Origin of the sequence: Streptomyces sp. ISL-100 (assembly GCF_018614615.1) — a bacterium.
In the GTDB taxonomy this organism is placed as follows: domain Bacteria; phylum Actinomycetota; class Actinomycetes; order Streptomycetales; family Streptomycetaceae; genus Streptomyces.
Genome location: NZ_JAGGOK010000056.1, coordinates 26,314 through 45,579, shown reverse-complemented (window position 1 = coordinate 45,579; position 19,266 = coordinate 26,314). Strand labels below are relative to the sequence as shown.

The following is a 19,266-nucleotide window of genomic DNA, read 5'->3' as shown; positions in this document are numbered from 1 at the left end:
CCGGCAGCCGTGGCGCGGTGCGGTGCTCAGCGGTGCTCAGCGGTCCTCAGGCGATTCCGGCCGCGGACGTCGTCGCCGGGCCGCCCAGCGCGTCCCGCCGTTCCGGCATCGTCAGGCTCACCATGCGCCGCCAGCCGCCCAGGCGCTCGTAGGTGTACATGGCGTGGATGCCCGCGGCGAGGGCGGCGGACTTGGCCTTCGGCCACTTCAGGATGCGCCCCATGTGGGCCATGACGGCGAGGCTGACGTCCCGGTAGACGCGGCACTCCGCCATGGCGCACTCGCGCAGGACGCGCTGGATCGTACGGCCGTGTCCCGCGCGGGCCAGCCGGAGCAGCTCCTCGTGGCAGTACGCGAGGTGGTTCTCCTCGTCGTGGCAGATCATCCTGATCGACTTGCCCACCTCGGGATGCTCACCGAAGTACTTGACCAGCATGTCCATCTGGTCGGCCGCCCGCTGTTCGGTCAGCCGGCTGTGCGAGAGGTAGACAAGGATGTCCTGCTCGGTCAGCGGCTCGTCGCGGCCCAGCTTGTCGTGGGCCAGGCCGATGCCGCGCTTTTCGAGCAGCATCGTGTAGTCGGTTTCCGGCGGGACCGGGACGGGTTCGAGGTCCCGCTTGTTGAGCAGGGCGTTGAAGAGCCGGCCGTGCTTGTCCTCGTCGGCGCCGTGCCGGGTGATCTTGGGAGCGAGATGCTTCATGCTCTCGGGCACCAGAGCCGCGATGCGGCCGTTCTCCCAGCCGCCCTGGCTCTCGCCGCTGGCGGCGATGGAGCAGAAGAGCCGGAAGGACTCGTCGTTGTCCAGAATTTCCTGAAAGATACTTCGGGCCGACAGCATCACTGAATACCTCCGTGTACCTCCGTGCAGGCGTCCGCAAAGAACAAGTCAAGAGCGGTACAGGACGGCAGGCAACAGCTGCGGCGGTCAACTCAGCCAGAATTACGAACCCGGGGTGGTGCGGGGGCGTAACCCCAGCGGGCCCCCGGGCGTTGTTGTGCATGACGGCCGTGGCGGGGAAGACCCCCCGAGCCCCCACCACGGCCGCAGATCTTTTTCGTCAGCTTTCTCATCCTGCGGGATTACGCCAGACCGGCGAGCTCCAGAGCGTCGGTGCCGGCCCGCAGGGCGGTGATCCGCTCATCGAGCGTGAAGCCCGCGGGGGCCAGCGTCAGCGTCGTCACTCCGGCAGCGGCGTACGCCTGCATCCGCTCGGCGATCCGCTCCACGGTGCCGAGCAGGGTCGTCTGGTCGATCAGCTGGTGCGGGATCGCGGCGGCGGCTCCCTTCTTGTCGCCGGACAGGTACTTGTCCTGGATCTCGGCGGCTTCCTTCTCGTAGCCCATGCGCTGCGCGAGCTGGTTGTAGAAGTTCTGCTTGCGGCTGCCCATGCCGCCGACGTACAGGGCGGTGTACGGGCGGAACGTGTCGGCCAGCGCGCTGACGTCGTCGCCGACCGCGAGCGGCACGGTGGGGCAGACGTCGAAGCCGTCCATGCTCTTGCCGGCCTTCTCGCGGCCCGCGCGGATGTGCTGGAGCGCGGTGTCCTCGATGTGCTCGGCGGAGGGGAAGATCAGCAGAGCGCCGTCGGCGATCTCGCCGGTCTGCTCCAGGTTCTTGGGGCCGATCGCGGCGATGTAGAGCGGGATGTGCTCGCGCTGCGGGTGGACCGTGAGCTTCAGCGGCTTGCCCGGGCCGTCGGGCAGCGGCAGCGTCCAGTGCTGTCCCTCGTACGACAGGCGCTCGCGGGTCATGGCCTTGCGGACGATCTCGACGTACTCGCGGGTGCGGGCCAGCGGCTTGTCGAACTTCACGCCGTACCAGCCCTCGGAGACCTGCGGGCCCGAGACGCCGAGGCCGAGGCGGAAGCGGCCGCCGGAGAGGGAGTCGAGGGTGGCGGCGGTCATCGCGGTCATGGCGGGCGTACGGGCGGGGATCTGGAAGATCGCGGAGCCGACGTCGATGCTCTCGGTCTGGGCGGCGACCCAGGAGAGCACGGTGGCGGCGTCCGAGCCGTAGGCCTCGGCGGCCCAGCAGACGTCGTAGCCGAGCCGGTCCGCCTCCTGGGCGACGGCCAGATTGTCGCCGTCCATCCCGGCGCCCCAGTAACCGAGATTGATGCCGAGCCGCATAGCCACTCCCTTTACTGATCAGTAACTCCCTGTGCCGGGGACTCTAACGCGCGGGGGCGCGATCCGTCAGGGGGCGTCCCGCGCCCGGCTCCCGTGCGAGTTGTCCACAGGGTCTGCTGCCCACCGGCCCTTGGCCAGTAATCTCAGCGCCCATGGAGCAGAGGCATCTCGGCCGCACGGGCCTGCGCGTATCGAGAATCGGGCTCGGCACCCTCACCTGGGGCCGGGACACCGACGAGCACGACGCCGCCGACCTGTTGAAGGCCTTCTGGGACGCGGGCGGCACGCTCGTCGACACGGCGGACGTGTACGGCGACGGGGACGCGGAGTATCTGCTCGGCCAGCTCGTGGAACGGCTCGTTCCGCGGCGGGATCTGGTCATCGCGACCAAGGCGGGCAGCGTGCCCGACCCGGACCGGCGCTTCGACGGCTCCCGCGGCCATCTGCTGGCGGCACTCGACGCGTCGCTGGAGCGGCTCGGCACGGATTACGTCGATGTGTGGCAGGTGCACGCCTTCGACTCGGCGACGCCGCTCGACGAAACGCTGCAGGCGCTCGACATCGCGGTCGGCAGCGGCCGGGCGCGGTACGCGGGGGTGTCCAACTTCTCCGGCTGGCAGCTGGCGAAGGCCGCCACCTGGCAGCTCGCGGCACCCGGTGTACGCACCCGGCTCGCCAGCACGCAGATGGAGTACTCGCTGCTCCAACGCGGTGTGGAGCGGGAGGTGCTGCCGGCCGCGCTCGATCTGGGGGTCGGTCTGCTGCCGTCGTCGCCGCTCGGCCGGGGCGTACTCACGGGCAAGTACCGGCGCTCCGTACCGCCGGACTCGCGCGGCGGCTCGGAGCACCTCTCCGGGTTCGTCGCGCCGTACCTCGACGAGGCGGCGAGCCGCATCGTGGACGCGGTGGCGACAGCGGCGGACGGCCTGGCCACCACCCCTCTCCAGGTGGCCCTCGCGTGGGTCCGCGACCGGCCGGGGGTGGTGGCCCCGATCGTGGGCGCGCGCAACGCGCGGCAGCTCGCGGAGGCATTGTCAGTGGAGGCGCTTAGTCTTCCAGACGAGATCTGCCAGGCGCTCGACGATGTGTCGGCGCCCGTGCACCGCTATCCCGACCAGGACTGGAGCACGCTGTGACTGCGCTTCCCCGGGGGGCAACCCCCGGATCCCCGGCCGAACACCGCGACACGACCGCGGCGGCCGACACCGAGCCGACCGCCGAGCCGGCGGTCCCGGCGCCGGGAGCCGCCGGGGACAACGCGAAGACACACACCGAGCCCGGCCCCGGAGCCGACGCCCCGGCCGACGCGCGTGCGGCAGCGGCCCCGACGGACGCGAACGAGAACGCAGGTACCAACGTGCACGCCGCCGACAACCCCCACCCCACCGCCGAAGCGGATGCCGCCGAGAACACCACGGGCGAACCAGCCGCCACCGCCACCGACATGGCAGCCGCCGAAGGGCCGTCCGCCGACGCCGGTGACAGCCCCGCCGGCCGGTCGACGGACACCGGCGCGGGCGCGGCAGACGCCGAGGAGCCCTCGAACAGCGCCCACGAAGGGCGCTCAGGCGGTCCCGACGAAAACGCGGCGGGCACCGCAAGGCCGTCCGCCGACGGCGGTCACGGCCATGCGGACGCTGGCGCGGCGGATTCCGAAGAGCACTTGGACAGCGGCGACACCGCAGGCCACCCCGCCGGGACCGGTGAAGGGGCCTCGGACGGTGTCGGTGGAAGCCCGGCGGAGGGGGAAGAAGCGGCCACTGTGCCGCAGTTGTCCGAGGCTGAGGCTGAGCTTGCTGCTCAGCGGGCGTTGCGGGAGCGGATTGAGCGGCGCAAGGCCGAGAAGACCGCGCCCGTGGAGGCCGGTGCCAAGCTGAGCGGGCAGGCCGCCGATCTGCTCGCGGCCGTACGGGCCGTGGAGAGCGGCGCCAAGTCCGGGGAGGCGTTCTTCGCGTCCCCGGCGCCCGCGCCGCGCCGTGTCGCGCCCGCGCCCCCGCCCACTCCGGCTCCCACGCCGGTGGCGCAGGCGGCCGGGGCGGTCACCGTCGCGCCCGAAGCCGTGGCTTCCGTACGGGCCGTGCTGGCCGAGGGCGGTGCCCCGGAGGCGCTCGCCGGGGCGGTCGCGGGCGTCCTCGGGGAGCAGGCCGGGCAGGTGCTGCGCGACGACCCCTGGCAGCTGCTGTCCGTACCCGCTGTGCGGCCCGAACAGGCCGACGGGTTCGCGCGCGCCCTGCTCGGCGCGGAGTGCGGTCCAGCCGACGAGCGCAGGACGGCGGCGCTCGTCGGCTGGCTCCTGGAGCGGGCGGCGGTCCAGGGCCACACCGCCCTGGAGTCCGGCGCCGTCCGCAAGGCGCTTGCCGAGCACAAGGTGCCCGACCCGGACGAGGCCATTCAGAACGCTGTCGCCGAGGGTGTGGTGCTGGTCTTCCAGGACGGCGGAGCCGACGAGGGCGCCGAGGGCGACGAGCCCGTGGAGGTTCTGCTGGGGCTCGAGCGGTACGCCCTCGCCGAGGAAAGTCTCGCCGACGGCCTCGCCCGGCTGGCCAGTACGTTCGGCAATGAGGCGAAGGAAACCGCTGGTTGGGACGCGGGGCCCGTCCCGCCCTCCGCCGCCGAGCTGGTCCGCGTCGTCGCGGCGAACGGCCTGGTCGCCCACAGCGGCGGCGAGGCCGCCCGCGCCGAACCGGCCGCGCTGGTCGCCGTCGCGCGCGGGGCCGGCCCTCGGGCGTACGCCGCGTCGCACAGCGCCGACGGCCGACGGCGCGTCGCCGCGGCGATCGGCGACGCGTCGGCGTCCGTCACCCTCTCCGGGCTGGTCGCCGGAACCGAAGGCCCCGGCCGGGACGGGGACGGCACACTCGCCCTCGATCTACTGGTCGTGCTCGACGCCCCGCAGCTGGACGTCGAGACCGCCGCGGTCCTCGTGGAGTCGCTGGCGGACGGCACCCGGCTCGTCCTCAGCGGCGACCCCGGCGTCCTGTCTTCCGCAGGCGCGGGCCGGGTCTTCGCGGACCTGCTGGCCGCCCGCGCGTGCCCGCATGTCGTCTCGCGTACGCCCGATCCCGGGCCGATCGGCGAGCTGGTCTCCGGCATCGGGATCGGGGAGCTGAACCAGGTGGAGGCGCCCGGCAAGGAGGTGGTGATCGTCCCCGTGCGTGACGCGGGCGAGGCGGTGCACCGCAGCGTCCAGCTGGTCGCCGACTCGGTGCCGCGCGCCTTCGGGGTCTCCCCCGCCCAGACCCAGGTGATCACCCCGGGCCACGGCGGCTCCGCGGGCACCCGAGCGCTGAACGCCGCGCTCAAGCAGCGGCTCAACCCCGGCCCGGGCCGCTTCGGCGGCTTCGACCCGGGAGACCGGGTCGCGTACGTCCCGGCGCCCGGCCGGACGCTGCCCGGCTCGGTCGTATCGGCAGACGCCGACGGCCTGCACCTCGACTGCGAGGGCACGCCCATCGTCGTACCCAAGGAGAGGGTGGAGACCGCGGTGCGGCACGCCTGGGCGCTCACGGCGCACCAGGCGACCGGGATGCGGTGGCCCGCGGTCGTGGTCGTGCTGCCCGGCGACGCCGCCCCGGCGCTGAGCCGCCCGTGGATCTACACCGCGTTCAGCCGCGGCGAACGGCACCTGTCCGTGGTCCACGGCGTCGACCAGGCCCTGCCCCGCGCGGTGACCGAAATCCCGGACCGGCCCCGTACCACTCGTCTGCGCACCCTGCTCCAGCCCCCGGCCGAGCAGCCGGCGCCCTAGAACACCCGGTGCGGGCCGGCGGTCAGAGGCGGTCAGCCCTGGTCGGGACCGTCGGTCTCGTCGAACTCGTCGTCGAAGACGGAGCTGACGTCGAAGCGGCACACGACCCGCTGCGGATCGACCTGCTCGAAGGGGGCGCTCAGCCACTCCCCCGGCTCGGGCAGGTCGTCCGAGGCGGCCACCCACAGGGTGGAGTCGCCCTCCTCCAGGCCGAATTCCTGGTGCCGGGAAGCGATTTCATCCGGTTCGTACTCCCCGAAGAGCACTCCGAGCGCCGCATGGACGCTGCCGCCGACGATCGCCACCGCGTTGCCGCGCTCCTCGGAGCCAACCTCGGCATCGACCTCGACCTCGACCTCGATCGCCGGGGCGTCGACGTCCGGGTCGAGATCGGCGATCCGCTGCGCCTGCGCGAGCAGCCGCTGGGTTTCCACCACCGCGTAGTCGCGGCGGATCAGGATGGTGACCGCATTGGGCTCCTCCGGCCCGGTGTAAGGGGGCAGGGAGTCGTCGGATCCCGGAATCTCGAAGGGCGTGACCTCGTCATAGCGGTCGTAGAGCCGCTCGTCGTACGCCTCGGCGGCCGCGGCAAGCTCGTTGAACGCGTCGTAGACGGCAGGGTCGTCGTCCCCGGTGCGGCGTTCGACCGCGTCGAGGTGACGGTCGAGCGCGACTTTGACCGCCTCGGCGGCGGCGCGTACCTCGGCAGCGGTGGGCTGCGCAGCATCAGACATAGTGCAGACGCTATCCGTACTGGGGCTCTGCACGCACAATAGATGCGATGCCGGAATACGAATTTGTCGACGTGTACGTGCCACGCGGGGTCTCCCGCAAGGATGCGACGCGCCTGCTGACCGACCATGCCGAGTACGGACACTGGGAGTTGGACCGACTGACTCTGCGCCGGGACGGCAGCCGTCGCGTGCGGCTGCGCAGGCGGATCATTCGCCAGCTGCGTGCCACCTGGTGAAGACGGAGCGGGCCTCGCGATCGCGGGGCCCGCTCCGTTCCATGCCGGCCGTACCGGCACATTTCCTGCCTTACGTCGCTGAGCGCGACCGGCGGTACAGCACCGCACCGGCCAGCAGCAGCCCCGCACCCGCCGGGATCACCACGCCGAGCGGAGCGCCGGCGCCGGTCTGCGCGAGCACGTCGCTGCCCTTGGGCTGCGTGACGGTCTGGGTGTCCGGGCCGTTCGGACTGTCCGGCTTGCCGGGCGTCGCCGGCTCGTCCGGGTCCGCCGGCACTCCGGGCTCCGTGGGTTCGCCCGGAGTCCCCGGCTTACCCGGCTCCGTGGGCTCCACCGGCTCTCCGGGCTTGCCCGGCTCACCCGGCTTGCCCGGCTCACCCGGCTTGCCCGGCTTGCCCGGCTTGCCCGGAGGCTTCCCGGGGCCGTGCCCCGGCGGGGTACCTGTCGAGTCGTTGGCGCAGTCGTTGCCCGTGGCCGCGTTGCCGAGGCCGCCGACGGTGACCGTGTTCCCGCAGGCGTTCACCGGCACGTGGACCGGTGCCTGGACGTTGTTGCCAGAGCCGACACCGGGTGAGTCGCTCGTGCGCCCCTTGGCCGTCGATCCGCCGCCGTTGTTCTTGCCGGGGTGCGAGCTCTGCGAGCCGTTGGCGCAGCTGTTGCCCATCGCCGGATTGAGCACACCGATGACGTTCACGGTGTTCCCGCACACATTGACCGGGACATGCACGGGAGCCTGCACGGAATTCCCGGAGAGCACGCCCGGGGAGTCCGAAGCGGACCCTTCGGCCCCTGAGCCGGCGTGCGCGTTGCCGCCGCTCATGGCCAGCAGACCACTCGCGGCCGCCACGGTGATCAGGCTCTTTCTCGTTACCTGACGCATTGGTACGTTCCTCTGCCTCTTACCTTCACCGAATGCCCGCGGAACGTTGTGCCGGCCGCGAGCCGAATTCCCAGTGGCCCCGGAGTGCGTTGCAGCGCACTCCGGGGCCACCCGGGACTCAGACCCTTACGGGTTCATGCACAACGTCACTTGTTGACACAGGTGTTGCCGAAGGCGGGGTTCAGCAGCCCGATCACGGAGACCGTGTTGCCGCACACGTTCACCGGCACGTGGATCGGGGCCTGAACGACGTTGCCCGAAAGCACGCCGGGGGACCCGACAGCAGCACCCTGGGCACCCGAGTCAGCGACGGCCATACCCGCGCCGGCGAGAACCAGACCACCAGTAGCAGCCGCAGCAGCGACGACCTTCTTGATCATTACGTTTCCTCCTAGTTGGCAAATGCGATCCCAGCCGCGGACCGCACACCGAGTAACGAAGGAAAAGTGCCGGGGCTACTAGCGTATGTTCCCTTTCACTCTTTTCAGTCAAATAGCACGTCCGGCCGATTAGTTGGAAAGTCGTTTCAGCACTTAGCCGGTCAGCACTGGCCCAGGAAGCGGTCCAGGACGCGTACGCCGAACTTCAGCCCGTCCACCGGGACTCGCTCGTCGACGCCGTGGAACATCCCGGCGAAGTCCAGCTCGGGCGGCAGCTTCAGCGGCGCGAAGCCGAAGCAGCGGATCCCCAGGTCGTCGAAGGACTTGGCGTCGGTGCCGCCGGAGAGCATGTACGGGACGGCCCGCGCGATGGGGTCCTCGGCCCTCAGCGCCAGCTGCATCGCTTCGACGAGGTCCCCGTCGAAGCTGGTCTCCAGGGCCTTGTCGCCGTGCACGTCCTCGCGCCGCACGCGCGGGCCGAGGATCCGGTCGAGGTCGGCGAGGAACTCGTCCTCGTACCCGGGCAGGAACCGCCCGTCGACATGCGCCGTCGCCTGCCCGGGGATCACATTCACCTTGTACCCGGCACCGAGCATCGTCGGGGCGGCGGAGTTGCGCAGCGTGGCGCCGATCATCTTCGCGATGCCGCCGAGCTTCGCGAGCGTCGCGTCCATGTCCTCGGGGTCGAGCGGGGTGCCGAGCGCGTCGGAGAGCTCGTCCAGGAAGGACCGTACGGTCTTGGTCATCCTGACCGGCCACTTGTGCCGCCCGAGCCGCCCCACGGCCTCGCACAGCTCGGTGATCGCGTTGTCGTTGTTGGTCATCGAGCCGTGCCCCGCCGTGCCGTCCACGGTGAGCCGCATCCAGTGCATGCCCTTCTGCGCGGTCTCGACGAGATACAGCCGCAGGTTCTCGTTGACGGTGAAGGAGAAGCCGCCGACCTCGCCGATCGCCTCCGTGACGCCCTCGAAGAGGCCCGGGTGCTTGTCGACGAGATGCCGCGCCCCGTACGTACCGCCCGCCTCCTCGTCTGCGAGGAAGGCCAGCACGACGTCGCGCGGGGGCTTGCGGCCGCTGCGCATCCTGTCGCGTACGACCGCGAGGGTCATCGCGTCCATGTCCTTCATGTCCACCGCGCCCCGGCCCCACACACAGCCGTCCGCGATCTCGCCCGCGAAGGGGTGGTGCGTCCAGTCCTGGGCGTTGGCCGGTACGACGTCGGTGTGCCCGTGGATGAGCAACGCGGGTTTCGACGGGTCCTCGCCCTCGATCCTGGCCACGGTGGAGGCCCGCCCCGGGTGGGACTCGAAGATCTGCGGTTCGAGCCCCACCTCGGCGAGCTTCTCCGCGATGTACTCCGCCGCCGCCCGCTCCCCCGGCCCCGAGTGGTCTCCGTAGTTGCTGGTGTCGATCCTGATCAGGTCACGACAGAGATCGACGACCTCGTCCTCGCCCGAGACCGTCCTGTCCTGGCCGGCCGTCTTCGACTCGCTCACGCTGCTTCCTCCCACTGGCGTTGCTGGTGGTCCCCCTCATCCTCCCGCTGCTGACCAGGGGTGTGATCAGGGGGTCTGAATGTTTGCTATGGTTTTCCACGTCGGAACGGCCCAGGGCCGCGAGACAGACACCTTGTCCGGGTGGCGGAATGGCAGACGCGCTAGCTTGAGGTGCTAGTGCCCTTTATCGGGCGTGGGGGTTCAAGTCCCCCCTCGGACACCAGCTGAGACCCCACTTCACGTGGGGTTTTCTGCATTTCAGGGCTGTGGCGTGACCAACCACGTGACCAACAGCCCAGTGAATCGCCTGGTCAGACCAGGGATGAGAGGCCGAGTCGGCCCGCACCGGAGGCGGCGAGCTTCCGGGCTCCGTCCTTACGTGAGTGGCCGTACCGGGACATGGTGTAGCCCGGCGAGTGGTGTCGAACGTTCGCGGAGACCTCGACAGGGTTCTCCCCGGCCTCCAGATCGTTCGTGACCTTGCTGTGCCTCCAGTCGTGAATGCGGAACTCCTCAGGCAGCTTCAACCGGCTGCGCAGGGTGCGCCACCGAGCCGAGACCTTCTCGGGGTCCTGCGGGCCGCCTGCCTCACCCCGGTAGAGCTTGAAGCCGTCACGAGCGAACACCAGGTCATGATCGACCCACGCGGAGCCGAGCCGCTTCCGCTCGGCGTCCTGGCGCTCCCTCTGCCGCTTCAGGACGCTCATCACGGACTGATCCACGTAGATGACGGCGTTGTCGTCGCCGTCCTTGGTGAGCTTCCGGAGCCGATAGGTGTTGCCCTCCTCGACCACGACCCACCCCAGCTCAATAGCCCCCTCGTCCCAGCGGACGAGCGACCACTTCATGCCCAGAGCTTCACTGCGGCGGACACCAGCGGCGGCGTAGACCGTCCACAGGGGAGCGTCCCGGAGGCAGTGGTGAGCCAGGCCGCCGTCACAGGCCCGATTGCCGCACGGCTCCCACACCGAGCCCAGGAATCGCCCTGTCTGGTCGTCGTCCACGGTCGGGTACTTCTGTTCCTGTGCCCGTATCTGCCGGGCGGTGCGGAGTGCGAGGAAGCGACTGAGCCTGAGCTTGTCCGGTCCGTGATGCTGGCCGGTGAGGTACCGGGGTACGACTGGGACGACGCGCGGGAAGCTGTCCGGAACCTTGGCTATCAGGTGGTCGGACGTGCCGATGACAGCACGGCTCTGCTCATCTTGGGTGAGGGTGGGGAGCGCAACGCAACCAAGCTGAGGGACGCGCAGGAGCGTGGCATCCCCTGCATGGACGTGCGGGAGCCTGGCACGTTCAAATCAGCTGTCCGTGCCGGTGAGTTGGTCGGTCGTGACCCACTTCCCGAGCCTGCCGGGGTGGACGGTTCCGGGATGAGTGAGCGGGAGCGCAACCGGATGATCCGGACATGGGCCCGACAGAACGGCTGGCCGAACCTGTCCGCTCAGGGACGCGTCCCGATGCACGTCAGGCACGCGTACGACCTGGCCCACCAGGACGCATCCGAGGGAAAAGCGGCAGCGGCCTGAGTGCCGCGTTCACCGTGCCGGGCCCTGAGTGCGCCCGGCACCCCCGGCCAGTGGCTACCCAACTAACCCTTCTTGAGATAGAGGCAGCATGAACACCCCCGTTCTGTACGGTCCGATCGGCCGCGCGGTCCGCAAGATCGCCCCGTTCCTGGAAGCGGACGCGCTGGGGGTGTACGTCGCCGCACTGTCGATGTGGTCGGCTGCCATCGGCGGCACGGTCAAGGTGTCATCCCGTGGCAACGCTCGCCCCGTGCTCCTGTGGTCGGCCCTGGTGGCCGGAACGGGCAGGGGAAAGGGAACCGCGCTCCGCGCAGCGCTTCACGTCCTGGACCGGTCGCTAGGCCGCTTCCTGGCCACCCACACCACATCCGGCATCACCTCTGGCGCGAGCATGGTGCATCACCTGTGGCAGCAACAGGAAGCGACAGCGGAGACAGAGGCGGGGACCGACCGACGCTGTGTCGTGGTTGAAGAGGAGTGGACGGAGGTGTTGAAGCGGGTCAAGCGTGACCCCTCGTTCACAACCAAACTCCGGGCGGCGTGGGATGGGACAACGCTGCGCAACACCACCAAGGAAGAGGCTCAGGAAGTCCGAGACCCTGCCATGGTGCTCCACTCCCACATAACGCCGTCCGACTGGGCCAAGTACGTGGGTGAGTCGGAAGCGGCCGGAGGCTCGTACAACCGCATCCTTCCCTTCCTCCTCGGTTCGGTGCCGATGCTCGATGACGACCGAGTGAGCCTGCCCGAGGTGGACGGTAGGGAACTGTCCGACGCTTACGGCTGGGCCACTGCCCGGCCCCGTGTGATCACGCTTGCGGAAGACGCCCGGCCGCTGTGGCGGATCGTGCGCCGGTACGCCCGCATCCTGGGTGAGACTCTGCCCGAGGGACAAGCCGTGTTCATCGAACGGACAGCAGAGCAGACGCTCAGGGTCGCGGCCTGTCTGGCCGCCTCCGAGTGCTCCGAGACCATCACGGAAGAGATGCTGTCGGCCGCGTTCACGCTCGTACGTCGCTCCGTCCAGGACGCGGTACGCATCACCAAGGGGGCTGATGCTCCGAAGGTGAAGCGTCAGCCGCTCAGCCTCGCGGACAAGGTACGTGCCCGCATCGAGATGCACGGCGGTCGGGCCACGTCGTCTCAGGTCCTTCCGTATGTGGGAGCAAGTGCGAGTGAGGTCAAGGCCCTTCCCGAAATCGTCGTAACTGTCGAACGGTCAGGGAAGACCGGTCGCCCTGCCACCGTTTTCACTGTCCGCGATGGCGATTCCCGTCACGCAGCGCTGCCCAAGGAGCCGGGGCCGGCGAAGCGGACAGTAATGGAAAGCAACGGGGCCAAGGTCGTCCAGATGGACGCTTATCGACCGGATCTGAAGGAGACCCCCGTTCAGGTGAAGCGGTCGCCCGCTCCCGTTCCTGTCGTTGCCGCCAACCCGTTCCGCGCTCTGCTCTGACCGCTCGAACAAACCAAAGAATGCCCCTGCCGATCACGGCAGGGGCATTCGTTTGTTGGATCAGCGGTTCAGATCCCGGTGCTCCTCCAACAACCGCAGCGCGGAGGCGAAGGTGCCCCGGCCTACACCTGGACAACGTCGTTCAGTCGGCAGTGCCCACACTTCCCAGCACGACAGGCAGCGCATCACCCCGGAGTGCTCCGGGTCTCTCTCCGCGCTGCCACCACACCGGGGGCACTGCTGCATGACGACTCCCTACGCTGTGACGTCGAACTCCCCCAGCTTGGCACCGGGAAGGAACTCCGCCCACTCCACGGCGGTGAACTCAACCGTTCGGCCGGTCACGGAGTTGCGGACCGCGACCGTGCCGGGGACGTTGGTCGCGACCTCGACACAGCGCGGGTCATTGTTGTTGTACTGGCACGCGCTCGACGTGCGGAACTCGAATTCGGGGACTGCGGTCATGCGTGGTACCTCTCTCAAATGGGAGTGGTGCACTGCACTTGCTGACCCGCCCCGGCGGGCACTCTGGCTGTCCTAGGGCCGTGATCCACCGGGGCGGGGGTCTCTACTCGGCGCGAACCACCATCGCGAACGACGTACGGATGCGCCGAAAGGCAGCGTGGCCAGACCGGCCGGTGTGGGTCATGCACTCCACATCGACAGCCGCCGAGTCATCGGCAGGCGTCGCCTTCCACATGCAGTGAAGGCACTCGGCCCCAAAGCTCACGTCCGTATCCGGGTGCTCCATGATCCGGTGCACCACGTACCGCATGGCCGTCTTGATGCTCACAGTCCGCCCCTACGACTCCGCCTGTTGGCTTCGGCCACCCTGGGACTCAGGTCTTCCGTAGCGGACTTCGCCGGGAGGACGTAGTCCGGGCAACGGGGGCTTCCGCACTCGCACTTAGGCCACTTCAGTCCGTCGCCAGGGACAACGTCCGCCCCCTCCGGTCCAGGGCCGGACTTGCGCACCATGAGCACGCCGCCGACTCCCAGAGCCCCGGAGAGACGGGAGAGAAACCGTCGGGCCTCGCTGCTGCCCATGTGATCAGTCGCTCGCGTGTCGTGCATCCTGCCTTCGCCCACCATGGCCCGCCCTCCCAGTCGATTCCGCGTCGATGTGCCGACCGTAGGAAGTGGCGAGTGTCGGGCTCTACAAACTTGCATGAGCTTGCACGCCAATTGGCATGACTGATAGCGGTATTGACGCTGTCTCCACAGTTCAACGAAGCTGATGCAAGCCCGAGCAAGCACCTAGACCAGGGAGCCAGCCATGGCCGTAGAGTTCGTTGGAATCGACCCCGACACCGACCGGGACCACTGCCCCACCGTGTGGGCGGACGCGGAAGCTCAGGAGATCTTGTTGCAGGGGTGGAAGCCGAGCACCGAGACTCAGGCGGAGTGCGAGGCAAGCAGCCCCGCGAACGGCCCGGTGCCTGACAGCGAAGCCATCGTCAGGATTCCGGCCCGGATGATCCCGATGATCAGGGAGGCGTGTGATGCCGTCGAGCGTGCCCAGCTTCGCTGAGCTGCTTGGCCAGTGTGAGCGGTCTGCCGTCCACCTGGAGCTACGCGACTCCTACGCCTCGACAGACCGGTTCGAGGCGTGGAAGCGTGGTGAGCGGATCAACTGGGAGGACCGCGAATCCTGGTGGCATCCCTATGACCAGTTGATCACGGACACCGTGGCCCGGGGCGTAGCGGTCCGACGGGCCCGGGTGGTCTCCGAGCCCGTATCGGAGTACATCCGCTGGGAGCACTACGTCACTCACGCCAACGTCACGGCGGGTGAGGAAGTTCGGTGGCTGTCACGACGACGGGCCACCAGCATCCCCCTGCCGGGAAATGACTTCTGGCTGTTCGACGGCACGCTTCTCCGTGTGCACCACTTCTCTGGTGACGGCGCGGTGGTCGAGGATGAGATCACAGCCGAGCCGGAGACCGTAAAGCTGTGCTCCGCTGCCTTCGAAGCAGTCTGGGAGCGAGCGATCCCGCACCACCTCTACAAGATCTGACGAAGGCCAGCTCCATGCCCCCGCACCCCTCTTCGAGCGTTCAGAAGGCCCGCGAAGATCTTGCCGGGCGTCTGCGTGAGATTCGGAAGGATGCGGGGATCAGCGGGCGGGAGCTGGCTGTCAGGTGCGGCTGGTCAGAGTCGAAGTCGTCCCGGATTGAGAACGCAAAGACCCCTCCCTCTGACACGGACATCAAAGCGTGGTGCCGGGCCTGCGCCACTGATGATCAGGCCCCTGACTTGATCGCGGCAAACAGGCAGTCCGCCGATGCTCATGTGCAGTGGAGGCGACTCCAGCGGAGCGGTCTCCGTCGCCTGCAAGAGTCCACAGGCGACCTGTACCAACAAACCAAGATCTTTCGCGTCTACGTCTCTGACGTGATCCCTGGATTCCTCCAGACACCCGGATACGCCGCTGCCCTCTTGTCATCCATCGCGGACTTCCGGGGAACCCCGGACGACGTGAGTGATGCGGTCGTGGCCCGCATAAGGCGTAACGCGGTGCTGAGCAACGGCTCCCGGCGCTTCTCGTTCGTACTGGAGGAGGCGGTGTTGCGGTACCGGCTGTGCAGCGCCGAGACCATGGCCGCGCAGCTTGGCCACTTGCTCGGGGTTATGGATCTCCAGAACGTTGCCGTGGGTATCGTCCCGTTTTCAGCGCAACGGACTGTGTGGCCCATGCCAACCTTCACGATCTTCGACGACACCAGGGTGCACGCGGACACGTTGGATGCTGCTTCCACCCTCACGCAGCCCAGCCAGGTCGAGCTGTACGCCCGAGCCTTTGAGCGGCTCTCGCAGGGGGCCGCGCGGGGAGCTGCGGCACGTTCTCTGATAGCGGGTGCGTTGGCGTCCCTGGACTGAGTGAGCGTGGTCCTCGACCAGGCGGGAGGCTCTATTGGCCTGAGCTGGAACGGTTGGCCACGTGGCCAACGCATGACCAACAGCGGCCAGGAGCGGGCAGAAACAGCAGGTGAGCTGACCGACCCTCACAGCCTCGAAGGGGACTCAGAGGGTACGTTCTCGCAGGTCAGCTAACTAATGAGCTGGTGCCCGAGTGGAGAGTTCAAGTCCCCCCTCGGACACCAGCGAAAACCCCCAGTTGAACTGGGGGTTTTTCTGTTTCTCAGTGCCTCCTGGTGATCCACTCCTGAAGATGCGGGGCCTCCGCGCCGATGGTGGTCGCGTCGCCGTGGCCGGTACGTACCTCCGTGTCCGGCGGCAGGGTCAGCAGCCGGTCGCGGATCGAGTCGACGATCGTCGGGAAGTGGGAGAAGGACCGGCCGGTGGCGCCGGGGCCGCCCTGGAAGAGGGTGTCGCCGGTGAAGACGGTGGCCAGTTCCGGCGCATACAGGCAGACGGCGCCGGGCGCGTGGCCCGGGGTGTGCAGGACGGTCAGCGTGGTGCCGGCGACGGTGAGGGTCTGTCCGTCGGTGAGCTCGCCGTCGGGGGCGCGGTCGGGGTGGGTGTGCTTCCACAGCGGCAGGTCGTCGGGGTGGAGCAGGATGGGGGCGCCGGTGGCGGCGGCGAGGGCCGGAGCGGCGTCGATGTGGTCGTTGTGGGCGTGCGTACAGACGATCGCGCGCAGCGTACGGCCGCCGAGTGCGGCGGCGATGGCGTCCGCGTCGTGGGCCGCGTCGATGACGATCGCCTCGGTGTCGTCGCCGACGATCCAGACGTTGTTGTCGACGTCCCAGGTGCCGCCGTCAAGGGAGAAGGTGCCCGAGGTGACCAGGTGGTCGATGCGGGCGGGTGAGGGTGCGGATGCGGCCGTCATGAGAACTCCACCACCGAGCGCAGTACGTCGCCCTCGTGCATGCGCGCGAAGGCCTTCTCGATGTCGCCGAGGCCGATGGTCTCGGTGACGAAGGCGGCGAGGTCGATACGGCCCTGCTGGTGCAGGTCGATCAGCATCGGGAAGTCGCGGGAGGGCAGACAGTCGCCGTACCAGGACGACTTGAGGGCCCCGCCGCGGCCGAAGACGTCGATGAGTGGGAGGTCGAGCCGCATGTCGGGAGTCGGTACGCCGACCAGGACTACGGTGCCGGCCAGGTCGCGGGCGTAGAATGCCTGCTTGTACGTCTCGGGGCGGCCCACCGCCTCGATGACGACGTCGGCGCCGAATCCGCCGGTGAGCTCGCGGATGGCTTCAATGGGGTCCGTGGAGCGGGAGTTGACGGTGTGGGTGGCGCCCATGGTGCGGGCGGTCTCCAGCTTGCGGTCGTCGATGTCGACCGCGATGATCTTCGCCGCGCCGGCGAGCCTGGCCCCGACAACGGCCGCGTCGCCGACACCGCCGCAGCCGATGACGGCGACCGAGTCGCCGCGGCCGACCTGGCCGGTGTTGATGGCCGCGCCGATGCCGGCCATGACGCCGCAGCCGAGCAGGCCCGCGACGGCCGGCGAGACGGACGGGGCGACCTTGGTGCACTGGCCTGCCGCGACGAGGGTCTTCTCGGCGAACGCGCCGATGCCGAGCGCCGGGGACAGCTCGGTGCCGTCCAGCAGGGTCATCTTCTGTTCGGCGTTGTGGGTGTCGAAGCAGTACTGGGGACGTCCGCGCAGGCACGCCCGGCACTGGCCGCACACCGCACGCCAGTTGAGGATGACGAAGTCGCCGGGGGCGACGTCGCTGACGCCCTCGCCGACCGACTCGACGATGCCCGCCGCCTCGTGGCCGAGGAGGAAGGGGAAGTCGTCGTTGATGCCCCCCTGCTTGTAGTGCAGGTCGGTGTGGCAGACGCCGCACGCCTGGACCCTGACGACGGCCTCGCCCGGTCCCGGGTCCGGGACGAGGATGGTCTCCACCCTCACCGGCTCGTTCTTCCCCGGTGCGATTACGCCTTGGACCTGCTGTGTCATAGGTGAACTTCCTTCCTCGCGCGACGAGTACGCCCCCGTTTCCCGCACCGTACTCGCTCTACAGACCGGCGTCGTAGACCTTCCGCCCGCCGACGTAGGTGCGGGCGACGCGGGTCGCCGCGATCTCCTCGGGCCGCGCGGCGTACGGGTCGCGGTCGAGCACGGCCAGGTCGGCGAGAGCTCCGGGGCGGATGCTTCCCGTGTCGTCGAGGTGGTGCACGTACGCGGAGCCGGCCGTGTACGCGGCGAAGGCGTCCGTGAGGCCGATGCGCTGTTCCGGGAGGAAGACGGGGCCGTCGCCGTACGGCTCGACGCGGTTGACCGCCGTGTGGATGCCGTGCATCGGGTCGGGGCTGCTGACCGGCCAGTCGCTGCCCGCGGCGAGGGTGGCACCGGAGCGCAGCAGTGCGCCGAACGGGTACTGCCATCCGGCTCGTTCGTCCCCGAGGAAGGGGATGGTGAGTTCGTCCATCTGCGGTTCGTGCGCCGCCCACAGGGGCTGGATGTTGGCGGTGGCGCCGAGCTCCCTGAAGCGGGCGATGTCGTCCGGGTGGACGATCTGGAGGTGGGCGAGGTGGGGGCGGGTGTCCCGGTGGCCGTTGGCGCTGCGGGCCGCTTCGACCGCGTCCAGGGCGTCACGTACGGCGCGGTCTCCGAGCGCGTGGAAGTGGGCCTGGAAGCCGAGGGCGTCCAGCTCCGTGACGTACCGGCGCAGGTCGGCGGGGTCGATGAAGCTGGTGCCCCGGTTGGCCGTGGCACAGCCGCAGCTGTCCAGGTAGGGATCGAGGAGCGCGGCGGTGCCCGTCTCGGCCACTCCGTCGACCATGAGCTTCACGGATCCGGCGCGGAAGCGGCCGTGGCTCAGTTCCGACCGGCGTGCGACCAGTTCCGGTATCTGCTCGGCGCCGCGTTCGCGGTCCCACCAGAGGGCGCCGGTGACGCGGGCGGTGAGTGAGCCGTCGCGGGCGGCGGCGACGTACGCGTCGGCGGGGTCTTCCATCGCGCCGAAGGTGCCGACGATGGCGTCCTGCCAGGCGGTGATGCCGTACGAGTGGAGCAGTCGCTGGGCGCGGAGCAGGGCGGCGAGCCGGTCGGCGGGGGTGGACGGTGGGGTGAGGCGGGCGACCAGGTCCATCGCGCCCTCCTGGAGGAGGCCTGTGGGCTCGCCGTGGGCGTCTCGCTCGATACGGCCGTCGGCGGGGTCGGGGGTGGTGCGGTCGATGCCCGCGAGGCGCAGGGCACGGGTGTTGGCCCAGGCGCCGTGGTGGTCCCGGTTGGGCAGGTAGACGGGGCGGTCGGGAACGACCGCGTCGAGCAGGTCCTTGGTGGGGCTGCCGCCGGCGAACGCCTCCATTGACCAGCCGCCGCCGGTGATCCACTCCCGGTCGGGGTGGGCGTCGGCGTACGTCCGTACGGCGGCGGTTGTCTCCGCCGCCGTACGGACGGCCGTCAGGTCGCACTGCGCCAGTTCCAGGCCGGCCGACACGGGGTGGATGTGGGCGTCCTGGAAGCCGGGCACGAGCAACCGCCCGGCGAGGACGACGACTTCGGTCTTCGGGCCGATGAGGTCGTGTACCTCGTCGTGGCCGACTGCGGTGATGCGGTCGCCCGTGACGGCAACAGTGGTGGCGCGGCTGCGGGCGGCGTCCAGGGTGAGGACGGGGCCGCCGGTGAAGACGAGGTCGGCGGGGTTGTGGCGCATGGTGCGGGTTCCTTCGGTAGGAGTGGCGGGGTGGAAAAGGCCAGACGGTCAGGGGGACCGCGTCGGGGTCGGTGCCGCGGCCGGTGACGAAGTAGAGGA

20 protein-coding genes and 1 tRNA gene are annotated in these 19,266 nt (G+C 69.5%); 9 read left to right on the top strand and 12 right to left on the bottom strand.

Features of this window, described 5'->3' with window-relative positions:
- Window positions 1-46: 46 nt before the first annotated feature.
- Window positions 47-838 carry a ferritin-like domain-containing protein gene (locus J7E89_RS24310; RefSeq protein ID WP_214976513.1) on the bottom strand — a complete coding sequence of 264 codons (792 nt, stop codon included), beginning with the start codon at window positions 836-838 and terminating at the stop codon, window positions 47-49.
- A 242-nt stretch (window positions 839-1,080) separates the two neighbouring features.
- Window positions 1,081-2,130 (bottom strand): LLM class F420-dependent oxidoreductase, encoded by a 1,050-nt coding sequence (locus J7E89_RS24305; protein ID WP_214976512.1) that lies wholly within the window; start codon window positions 2,128-2,130, stop codon window positions 1,081-1,083.
- Window positions 2,131-2,282: 152 nt separating this feature from the next.
- On the opposite strand from J7E89_RS24305, the gene J7E89_RS24300 reads away from it, so the two are divergent.
- Together J7E89_RS24300 and J7E89_RS24295 are read left to right on the top strand one after the other, a co-directional pair.
- Entirely contained in the window at window positions 2,283-3,266 is a 984-nt protein-coding gene (locus J7E89_RS24300) for an aldo/keto reductase (protein ID WP_214976511.1), read from the top strand.
- Between the two features lie 308 nt (window positions 3,267-3,574).
- Entirely contained in the window at window positions 3,575-5,878 is a 2,304-nt protein-coding gene (locus J7E89_RS24295) for an ATP-binding domain-containing protein (RefSeq protein ID WP_214976720.1), read from the top strand.
- A 32-nt stretch (window positions 5,879-5,910) separates the two neighbouring features.
- Here J7E89_RS24295 and J7E89_RS24290 read toward each other — a convergent pair whose 3' ends face one another.
- Entirely contained in the window at window positions 5,911-6,612 is a 702-nt protein-coding gene (locus J7E89_RS24290; RefSeq protein WP_214976510.1) for a hypothetical protein, read from the bottom strand.
- A gap of 47 nt (window positions 6,613-6,659) precedes the next feature.
- Here J7E89_RS24290 and J7E89_RS24285 point away from each other — a divergent pair, with 47 nt between their 5' ends.
- Window positions 6,660-6,848 (top strand): DUF5703 family protein, encoded by a 189-nt coding sequence (locus J7E89_RS24285; protein WP_214976509.1) that lies wholly within the window; start codon window positions 6,660-6,662, stop codon window positions 6,846-6,848.
- Between the two features lie 70 nt (window positions 6,849-6,918).
- Here J7E89_RS24285 and J7E89_RS24280 read toward each other — a convergent pair whose 3' ends face one another.
- The 3 genes from J7E89_RS24280 to J7E89_RS24270 all read right to left on the bottom strand — a co-directional run bounded on the left by J7E89_RS24280 (window position 6,919) and on the right by J7E89_RS24270 (window position 9,604).
- Window positions 6,919-7,728, bottom strand: a complete 810-nt coding sequence (locus J7E89_RS24280; RefSeq protein ID WP_214976508.1) for a chaplin — start codon at window positions 7,726-7,728, stop codon at window positions 6,919-6,921.
- A gap of 146 nt (window positions 7,729-7,874) precedes the next feature.
- Window positions 7,875-8,108 carry a chaplin ChpH gene (gene chpH / locus J7E89_RS24275; protein ID WP_214976507.1) on the bottom strand — a complete coding sequence of 78 codons (234 nt, stop codon included), beginning with the start codon at window positions 8,106-8,108 and terminating at the stop codon, window positions 7,875-7,877.
- Window positions 8,109-8,269: 161 nt separating this feature from the next.
- Window positions 8,270-9,604 carry a M20/M25/M40 family metallo-hydrolase gene (locus J7E89_RS24270; RefSeq protein WP_214976506.1) on the bottom strand — a complete coding sequence of 445 codons (1,335 nt, stop codon included), beginning with the start codon at window positions 9,602-9,604 and terminating at the stop codon, window positions 8,270-8,272.
- A gap of 135 nt (window positions 9,605-9,739) precedes the next feature.
- Between J7E89_RS24270 and J7E89_RS24265 the strand changes: the two genes are divergently transcribed.
- Window positions 9,740-9,827, top strand: a tRNA-Leu gene (locus J7E89_RS24265).
- An 88-nt stretch (window positions 9,828-9,915) separates the two neighbouring features.
- Here the strand turns inward: J7E89_RS24265 and J7E89_RS24260 are convergent.
- Window positions 9,916-10,608, bottom strand: coding sequence for a tyrosine-type recombinase/integrase (locus tag J7E89_RS24260; protein WP_214976505.1), 693 nt, complete (start codon window positions 10,606-10,608; stop codon window positions 9,916-9,918).
- Between the two features lie 366 nt (window positions 10,609-10,974).
- Between J7E89_RS24260 and J7E89_RS41040 the strand changes: the two genes are divergently transcribed.
- Together J7E89_RS41040 and J7E89_RS24250 are read left to right on the top strand one after the other, a co-directional pair.
- Window positions 10,975-11,130: a hypothetical protein gene (locus J7E89_RS41040; RefSeq protein WP_251061008.1), complete on the top strand. Its 156-nt coding sequence runs from the start codon at window positions 10,975-10,977 to the stop codon at window positions 11,128-11,130.
- 88 nt (window positions 11,131-11,218) lie between these two features.
- Complete coding sequence (locus J7E89_RS24250; protein WP_214976503.1) at window positions 11,219-12,586, top strand: DUF3987 domain-containing protein; 1,368 nt, start codon at window positions 11,219-11,221, stop codon at window positions 12,584-12,586.
- Between the two features lie 255 nt (window positions 12,587-12,841).
- Here the strand turns inward: J7E89_RS24250 and J7E89_RS24245 are convergent, their stop codons facing one another.
- Together J7E89_RS24245 and J7E89_RS24240 are read right to left on the bottom strand one after the other, a co-directional pair.
- A complete protein-coding gene (locus J7E89_RS24245; RefSeq protein WP_214976502.1) occupies window positions 12,842-13,051 on the bottom strand; it encodes a DUF397 domain-containing protein in 210 nt (69 codons plus the stop codon).
- Between the two features lie 103 nt (window positions 13,052-13,154).
- On the bottom strand, window positions 13,155-13,379 hold the full coding sequence (locus J7E89_RS24240) for a hypothetical protein (RefSeq protein WP_308315585.1): 225 nt from the start codon (window positions 13,377-13,379) through the stop codon (window positions 13,155-13,157).
- A 483-nt stretch (window positions 13,380-13,862) separates the two neighbouring features.
- Between J7E89_RS24240 and J7E89_RS24235 the strand changes: the two genes are divergently transcribed.
- The 3 genes from J7E89_RS24235 to J7E89_RS24225 are packed head-to-tail and all read left to right on the top strand — an operon-like array spanning window position 13,863 to window position 15,467.
- Window positions 13,863-14,117, top strand: coding sequence for a hypothetical protein (locus J7E89_RS24235; RefSeq protein ID WP_214976501.1), 255 nt, complete (start codon window positions 13,863-13,865; stop codon window positions 14,115-14,117).
- Entirely contained in the window at window positions 14,089-14,604 is a 516-nt protein-coding gene (locus tag J7E89_RS24230) for a DUF6879 family protein (protein ID WP_214976500.1), read from the top strand. Before J7E89_RS24235 ends, J7E89_RS24230 begins: the two co-directional genes overlap by 29 nt.
- A gap of 14 nt (window positions 14,605-14,618) precedes the next feature.
- Window positions 14,619-15,467, top strand: a complete 849-nt coding sequence (locus J7E89_RS24225; protein WP_214976499.1) for a helix-turn-helix transcriptional regulator — start codon at window positions 14,619-14,621, stop codon at window positions 15,465-15,467.
- Window positions 15,468-15,729: 262 nt separating this feature from the next.
- Here the strand turns inward: J7E89_RS24225 and J7E89_RS24220 are convergent, their stop codons facing one another.
- Genes J7E89_RS24220 through J7E89_RS24210 form a run of 3 tightly spaced genes read right to left on the bottom strand, consistent with a single transcriptional unit; the run spans window position 15,730 to window position 19,167 of the window.
- Complete coding sequence (locus tag J7E89_RS24220; RefSeq protein ID WP_214976498.1) at window positions 15,730-16,380, bottom strand: MBL fold metallo-hydrolase; 651 nt, start codon at window positions 16,378-16,380, stop codon at window positions 15,730-15,732.
- Entirely contained in the window at window positions 16,377-17,465 is a 1,089-nt protein-coding gene (locus J7E89_RS24215; RefSeq protein WP_214976497.1) for an S-(hydroxymethyl)mycothiol dehydrogenase, read from the bottom strand. Before J7E89_RS24215 ends, J7E89_RS24220 begins: the two co-directional genes overlap by 4 nt.
- A gap of 58 nt (window positions 17,466-17,523) precedes the next feature.
- Window positions 17,524-19,167, bottom strand: a complete 1,644-nt coding sequence (locus J7E89_RS24210; protein WP_214976496.1) for an amidohydrolase — start codon at window positions 19,165-19,167, stop codon at window positions 17,524-17,526.
- Window positions 19,168-19,266: the final 99 nt, after the last annotated feature.

Excerpts from the sequence above, each read along its gene's own strand:
- J7E89_RS41040 (WP_251061008.1), top strand. The coding sequence starts at position 10,975 with ATGAGTGAGCGGGAGCGCAACCGGATGATCCGGACATGGGCCCGACAG.
- J7E89_RS24235 (WP_214976501.1), top strand. The coding sequence starts at position 13,863 with ATGGCCGTAGAGTTCGTTGGAATCGACCCCGACACCGACCGGGACCAC.
- chpH (WP_214976507.1), bottom strand. The coding sequence starts at position 8,108 with ATGATCAAGAAGGTCGTCGCTGCTGCGGCTGCTACTGGTGGTCTGGTT.
- J7E89_RS24210 (WP_214976496.1), bottom strand. The coding sequence starts at position 19,167 with ATGCGCCACAACCCCGCCGACCTCGTCTTCACCGGCGGCCCCGTCCTC.
- J7E89_RS24285 (WP_214976509.1), top strand. The coding sequence starts at position 6,660 with ATGCCGGAATACGAATTTGTCGACGTGTACGTGCCACGCGGGGTCTCC.
- J7E89_RS24310 (WP_214976513.1), bottom strand. The coding sequence starts at position 838 with ATGCTGTCGGCCCGAAGTATCTTTCAGGAAATTCTGGACAACGACGAG.
- J7E89_RS24300 (WP_214976511.1), top strand. The coding sequence starts at position 2,283 with ATGGAGCAGAGGCATCTCGGCCGCACGGGCCTGCGCGTATCGAGAATC.
- J7E89_RS24290 (WP_214976510.1), bottom strand. The coding sequence starts at position 6,612 with ATGTCTGATGCTGCGCAGCCCACCGCTGCCGAGGTACGCGCCGCCGCC.
- J7E89_RS24305 (WP_214976512.1), bottom strand. The coding sequence starts at position 2,130 with ATGCGGCTCGGCATCAATCTCGGTTACTGGGGCGCCGGGATGGACGGC.
- J7E89_RS24230 (WP_214976500.1), top strand. The coding sequence starts at position 14,089 with ATGCCGTCGAGCGTGCCCAGCTTCGCTGAGCTGCTTGGCCAGTGTGAG.
- J7E89_RS24245 (WP_214976502.1), bottom strand. The coding sequence starts at position 13,051 with ATGACCGCAGTCCCCGAATTCGAGTTCCGCACGTCGAGCGCGTGCCAG.
- J7E89_RS24295 (WP_214976720.1), top strand. The coding sequence starts at position 3,575 with ATGGCAGCCGCCGAAGGGCCGTCCGCCGACGCCGGTGACAGCCCCGCC.
- J7E89_RS24250 (WP_214976503.1), top strand. The coding sequence starts at position 11,219 with ATGAACACCCCCGTTCTGTACGGTCCGATCGGCCGCGCGGTCCGCAAG.
- J7E89_RS24225 (WP_214976499.1), top strand. The coding sequence starts at position 14,619 with ATGCCCCCGCACCCCTCTTCGAGCGTTCAGAAGGCCCGCGAAGATCTT.
- J7E89_RS24215 (WP_214976497.1), bottom strand. The coding sequence starts at position 17,465 with ATGACACAGCAGGTCCAAGGCGTAATCGCACCGGGGAAGAACGAGCCG.
- J7E89_RS24280 (WP_214976508.1), bottom strand. The coding sequence starts at position 7,728 with ATGCGTCAGGTAACGAGAAAGAGCCTGATCACCGTGGCGGCCGCGAGT.
- J7E89_RS24220 (WP_214976498.1), bottom strand. The coding sequence starts at position 16,380 with ATGACGGCCGCATCCGCACCCTCACCCGCCCGCATCGACCACCTGGTC.